The organism is Staphylococcus sp. HMSC035D11 (genome assembly GCF_001836075.1).
Lineage (GTDB): Bacteria > Bacillota > Bacilli > Staphylococcales > Staphylococcaceae > Staphylococcus > Staphylococcus hominis.
The window spans coordinates 1-3,128 of record NZ_KV827210.1; the positions used below are offsets into that span (position 1 = coordinate 1).

The window sequence follows — 3,128 nt, forward strand, 5'->3', positions numbered from 1 at the left end:
TTATGCTTTTTCTTCCAAATTTGATATAAAATCGGGGCATATTCTTGAACCCCAAAAAATATGTAATACTAATATTCTATCCATAAAAAGTATGCGCTTAATATTAATTAAAACCTATTATCAGTAGTGTATATCAATATATATTATGAAACTGTTGACATAAGAAAAGATTATAGGTAGTTAAAATGTATATCTTATACATAATCAATAAAAGTTGAATTTAATGTATTTGACATAGAGGAATTTTTTTACATTTCTTTTTCGTTAACTCAGCATATCTTGTAGTTCACTATATTGGAAAGTATTTATTATAAAATATTTCTATGTTTTTGCTAAGTCTTGTCTTTCTATATTTTCGAGTACTAATAAAAAAACTTTCTCACTAATATTTAATGTTTTAAAGATCACTTTACTTTCCTCTTTAATCGACATTATTATATTATGTTCTATATCTTGAAACAACATTTACTATCTCTTATTTATCTAGATGACGATATAAAGTTGCTCTACTTATGTTTGTTTTTTCTTTTATTTCATCTAGAGTGTAATTTTTGCTCATATACATTTCTATAGCATCTCTAAGATTTTTATCATCTCGTTTGGGTCTGCCTAACTTTTTTCCTTCTTTTGTATAATTTTCTAATCCAACGCGTGTCCTAAATTTAACAACATCACTTTGAAAGTCTGTAATATCATGTAGTATTTCTAAAAATTCTCCTTGAATATTTTTATAAATATATCGGTTTAAATTAATTACATATAAAGATATATCCTTCTGTGAAAGATAATCTAATATATCTACTAATTGTTTCGTAGAATCTGCAAGTATACATAAATCTGTAATATATACTGCATCCCCCGAGACCAACTTCTTTTTTAAAAGAAGGTCTAATTCATTTCTTTTTTTATTATTAGCATGACTTTCCTCAACTATTTTTTTTGTATAGGTTTCTATTTTCTTTTTTTGTTCGTTTAAATCATCGTTTATTGTAACAGGTCTGATATAACCGTATTTCATTTACTTGCACCACCCTATAGCTAAAGTATAACAGGAAAGTTTCATTAAAGGGTACACATATGAAACTTTTCTGTTATACTTTACAATATAATTAAATAAAAAGGAGAGTAAGTTATGGTTGAAAAATTAAAACATGAATGGTTTAACCAGCCAGGTAAAAATATACTTGCCGGTATCGTGGTTGCCTTAGCTTTAATCCCTGAAGCTATCGCATTTTCAATTATTGCTGGCGTAGATCCAATGGTTGGTTTGTATGCTTCATTTATCATCGCTGTTGTTACTGCTATTGTTGGTGGTAGACCTGCAATGATATCAGGTGCAACAGGGGCTGTTGCCTTATTAGTTACACCACTTGTGAAAGATTATGGTGTAGAATATCTTTTAGCTGCCACGATATTAATGGGAGTAATTCAATTAGTTTTAGGCCTTCTCAAAGTGGGGCGTTTAATGAAATTTATACCTCATTCCGTCATGATAGGTTTTGTAAATGCATTAGGTATTATGATTTTCATGTCCCAAATAGAACATATCTTCGGTATTTCAATCTCAACTTATATATATGTAATTGTAACATTACTCATTGTATATATAATCCCTAAATTTTTCAAAGCAATACCTGCACCATTAATAGCTATCATCGTATTGACTGCTCTTTATATGTATACAGGTTCTGACGTGAGAACTGTTGGTGATTTAGGAAATATTAAGCAAGCTTTACCGCACTTTTTAATTCCTAATGTTCCCTTTAATTTAGAAACACTTCAAATCATTTTTCCATACTCGCTATCTATGGCTATTGTAGGTCTAGTAGAAAGTTTACTTACTGCTAAAATTGTAGATGATGCAACAGACACTTATAGTAGTAAAAACAGAGAATCTCGTGGCCAAGGCATTGCTAATATGATTACAGGATTATTCGGTGGTATGGGAGGTTGTGCCATGATTGGACAATCTGTAATCAATGTCAAATCAGGTGCAAACAGTAGATTATCTACTTTTTCTGCTGGTGTTGTCTTAATATTCATGATTATTGTTCTTGGAGGACTTGTTGTTCAAATTCCAATGCCAATTTTAGCAGGTATTATGGTTATGGTTTCGATTGGTACATTTGATTGGAATTCTTTTAAATATATTCAAAAAGCACCAAAAACAGATGCAGTTGTTATGATACTTACAGTGATAATTGTACTGATGACACATAACTTAGCTCTCGGCGTGGTCGTAGGTGTTATTTTCAGTGCTTTATTCTTTGCTACTAAAATATCAAAAGTAGAAGTAACATCTGAGAAGTTTGGTAAAACTAACCGTTTATCTTTTAAAGGTCAAATCTTTTTTGTTTCTATTGACTCTATGATGGATCAAATTAGCTTTAATATTGAAAATAGTATTATAGAATTAAACTTTAATAATGCTCATTTATGGGATGATTCAGCAGTAGATGCTATTGATACAATGGTAAGGAAGTTCGAAGAAAAAAATAACATTGTTCATGTAGAAAAACTAAATTCAGATAGTCGTAAAATAGTCTCAGAATTAAGCAAACTAAATGAAAATCATTTAAACTAAGGAGTGTTGTTTATGTATAAATCAATTTTATTAGCAGCCGATGGGTCAGAAAATAGTTTACGTTCAGCACAGGAAGTTTTGAACTTTATAGATGAAAATACTATAGTTACTTTAATTACAGTTGTAAATGTTGAAGAATCGAAAACAGATGTTTTACATGGTAAACAAGGACATAGTTTAACAAATGAAAGAGAAGACAAATTATCCAGTATAACTGAACTATTTGTAGAACATAATGTAAATTATGAAGTAAAAATTGCACATGGTCTTCCTGCAGAAACAGTGGTTTCAGTTGCTAATAGTGGTAAATATCAAGCAATTGTTTTAGGGTCTCGTGGTCTAAATAGTTTACAAGAAATGGTATTGGGTAGCGTCAGTCACAAAGTGGCTAAACGTTCAAAAATTCCCGTTATCATTGTAAAATAGTCTGTCTAACTCAATCCATAAAAGGATTGAGTTTTATTTTGAGACGACTAAGGGTACCTTAGTAATTTAATAAAGTCTATTTTACAATATAAAAAGAGGCTGGGACATAAAGTATCTG

3 protein-coding genes are annotated in these 3,128 nt (G+C 30.0%); 2 read left to right on the top strand and 1 reads right to left on the bottom strand.

Features of this window, described 5'->3' with window-relative positions; translation table 11 throughout:
• Positions 1–475: 475 nt before the first annotated feature.
• The gene (locus HMPREF2647_RS00625) at positions 476–1,018 is read right to left on the bottom strand and encodes a recombinase family protein (protein WP_002447401.1); all 543 of its coding nucleotides are present in this window, start codon (positions 1,016–1,018) and stop codon (positions 476–478) included.
• Positions 1,019–1,132: 114 nt separating this feature from the next.
• On the opposite strand from HMPREF2647_RS00625, the gene HMPREF2647_RS00630 reads away from it, so the two are divergent.
• Both HMPREF2647_RS00630 and HMPREF2647_RS00635 read left to right on the top strand, forming a co-directional pair.
• Complete coding sequence (locus HMPREF2647_RS00630) at positions 1,133–2,584, top strand: SulP family inorganic anion transporter (RefSeq protein WP_002447402.1); 1,452 nt, start codon at positions 1,133–1,135, stop codon at positions 2,582–2,584.
• Between the two features lie 12 nt (positions 2,585–2,596).
• Positions 2,597–3,010: a universal stress protein gene (locus tag HMPREF2647_RS00635; RefSeq protein WP_002447403.1), complete on the top strand. Its 414-nt coding sequence runs from the start codon at positions 2,597–2,599 to the stop codon at positions 3,008–3,010.
• The last annotated feature ends 118 nt before the right edge of the window (positions 3,011–3,128 follow it).